Consider the following 3,126-nt stretch of genomic DNA (forward strand, 5'->3'; position numbering starts at 1 on the left):
ATTTATGGTTAAGTCCAAAATTATTTTGTTTCCCTCGGACTTATTTGTCGTCTAATATCTTATAAAGTGATAGCACATCGAGGCCGAGATTCCTAAGTATCAACAGATGATGTGGGTGCGTTGTTATAAATATATTGATTAATTATGTATGATAAACAAAAGAGGCAAATGAGTAACGAAACGTATAGCCCAGTACCGCTGCTTGCGTTGAGAGATATAATTATTTTCCCGCAAATGGTAGTGCCTCTTTTTGTGGGGCGAGAGAAGAGCGTGCGTGCGCTAGAAGAAGCCGAGCGGCAAAAAAAGCCAATCATGTTAGCAGCGCAGCGCGATGCGAAGACGCATCATCCTGGCCCAGATGATATTTTTGAGGTCGGAACGCTAGGTGATGTTATGCAGATGATGAAGCTAGCGGATGGCACGGTTAAGGTTTTAGTTGAAGGTAAGAAACGGGCTAAGATTAAGAAATACATTGAGACTGAGGAGTATTTCTTAGTAGAGGTTGAAGAGCTTCCAGAAGTTGTGGAAATGACGCCGGAGCTTAAAGCGCTTATGCGGTCTGTAAATTCTTCATTTGAGAATTACGTCAAGCTAGGCAAGAAAATCAGCCCAGAAATGATCCATCAGGTTCATTCAATAGAGAATCCCTTCCGACTGGCGGATGCAGTTATAGTGCATCTCAGCATTAAGCACGATGAGAAACAAGAGATCCTAGAAATCGACAGTGCAGAGGAGCGCTTGGAGAAAATTTACGGACACATGAAGTCTGAGATTGAAATTCTTCAGGTGGAGAAGCGCATTAGGACTCGTGTTAAGAAGCAGATGGAGAAGACTCAAAAAGAGTACTATCTAAATGAGCAGATGCGAGCAATTCAAAAGGAACTTGGAGAAAAAGACGATTTTCGCAACGAAATGGGCGATCTCGAAGAGAAGCTCAAAGCTAAGAAAATGTCTGAGGATGCCAGGGAAAAAACGGCTAATGAGCTTAGAAAGCTAAAGATGATGTCGCCTATGTCGGCTGAGGCGACGGTGGTTCGCAACTACATAGACTGGATGCTAAGCCTTCCTTGGTTTGAGTATTCTGAGGAAAAAATCGACATTGAAGAGGCGGAGTCGGTTTTAGACGAAGATCATTTTGGGCTCATTAGAGTGAAGGAGAGAATTCTCGAATATTTGGCTGTGCAAAAATTGGTGGGAAAGATCAAAGGTCCAATATTGTGCTTAGTGGGGCCTCCGGGCGTTGGTAAGACGTCTTTGGGAAAATCTATTGCGCGGGCAACTGGAAGAGAGTTCGTAAGGATAGCTCTGGGTGGCGTGCGCGATGAAGCGGAGATTCGCGGGCATCGCCGAACTTACATAGGTGCACTGCCAGGGAAAATAATTCAGTCCTTAAAGCGTGCCGGCAAGAGCAATCCGGTATTTTTACTGGACGAGGTGGACAAAATGTCCGCGGATTTTCGCGGAGATCCATCGAGTGCCTTATTGGAAGTTTTGGATCCAGAACAGAATGATACTTTTAATGATCACTATCTCGATGTCGATTACGATTTGTCGAAGATCATGTTCATAACTACTGCTAACTCCGAGAGCACGATTCCTCGTCCGCTGTTGGACAGAATGGAGGTTATTAAGATTCCGGGTTACACGGAGCTAGAGAAGTTAGAGATTGCCAAGCGATATCTGATACCTAAGTCCAGCGAGAAAAATGGACTTAAGCTTGAAAATGTGCGCTTTACCGATGGCGCTTTGCTTAGCATTATTCGGCACTACACGCGTGAGTCTGGCGTGCGCAATTTGGAACGCGCGATAGATGGCGTTTGTCGCAAAGTAGCTGTGATTATTGTGAAGGAAGGTCATGGTGCTACTATGGACATATCTGTGGAGAATCTGGATCGCTATTTAGGTGTCCGGCGCTATGAGTATGGCGTACAGGAATCGGAACATCAGGTTGGTGTTGCTACGGGTTTAGCGTGGACTGAGTTAGGTGGCGAGTTGTTATTAATTGAAGTAGCAATCGTGCCTGGACGCGGGCGTTTGGCCATTACTGGCAAGTTGGGAGAAGTCATGCAGGAATCGGCGCAGGCAGCTATGATGTACGTTCGCTCGCGCGCAAGTGCCTTTGGTTTGCCAAAGGGCTTTTATTCTCTAATAGATATTCACATACACGTTCCTGAGGGAGCTATTCCGAAAGACGGGCCCTCGGCTGGCGTAACAATGGTTACTGGTATTACTTCGGCCTTAACTGGCATCCCCGTCGATAAGAACATTGCTATGACCGGTGAAGTTACTTTGCGCGGAAGGGTTTTAGCCATTGGTGGATTAAAGGAAAAGATTTTGGCAGCCCATAGGGGCGGTATCAAGAAAATCCTAATTCCAAAAGAAAACGAAAAAGACATAGAGGAAATTCCGCCTTCGGTGCGCAAGGGGATTGAGATAGTCACTGTAGGGCATGTCGATGAAGTTTTGCGAGAAGCCCTTTTAATAGAAGGACCTAGACATTTTAATGAGCTATTGGCAGATAGGCTCCTTAGATATGAGGCACTCTATGGAAAGTTGCCCGAGTTCTCGACTACCGGAAAGGATGGCACAGTGAGCACGGATAGAGTCAACGTAGATGATTCTGAGGGAGTGGTTGCGCACTGATTAGTTTATCGCTATAATAACTGGCCGTTGGTGTTTTTAAGAGCAAAATAATAGGGTTTATGGCCTCTTGTACAAAAGTTTCAAAAAATAAGCGTGGAAATAAGATTGAAAAGCGCATAAAAAATAGGCGTCGAAAGATGAATGCGAAAGTGCGTCGATTAAAGAGGGGCGGTTGCTTGTCTTTCGCCTGAGTTTTTTTACGTAACTTTTCGATAGTTTCGATTCTCTCAAAATTTTGCTAACCTTTTTTTGTGTTTTTAAGGGCGTCATTTCGTGGGCGCCATTATTGCGCAGCGTTACCTATATCTTATCGTGTGGCTCGTTATTGCCTGCACATTAAATAGGAGTAAACGACATGAGTGATGTCACAGAAGCCAAAGTTCGCTTGATGCCGAGCAGGAGTCAAGCAAAGCTGCAGCAGGCGCTTTACGGCCTCAAAACTTCATCAGATTCGACGATGCCACATGTAGCTGTTCGAGAGAA

The 3,126-nt window shown here is 45.0% G+C and carries 1 protein-coding gene; it reads left to right on the forward strand.

Annotated features, from left to right (window positions below; genetic code table 11):
* Positions 1-144 precede the first annotated feature (144 nt).
* Entirely contained in the window at positions 145-2,643 is a 2,499-nt protein-coding gene (lon, locus tag IT291_09795) for an endopeptidase La (protein MCC6221518.1), read from the forward strand.
* The last annotated feature ends 483 nt before the right edge of the window (positions 2,644-3,126 follow it).

Source organism: Deltaproteobacteria bacterium (genome assembly GCA_020845775.1).
Taxonomy (GTDB): Bacteria; Bdellovibrionota_C; UBA2361; order SZUA-149; family JADLFC01; genus JADLFC01.

Coding starts and splice junctions, on each gene's coding strand:
- lon (MCC6221518.1), top strand. CDS start 145: ATGTATGATAAACAAAAGAGGCAAATGAGTAACGAAACGTATAGCCCA.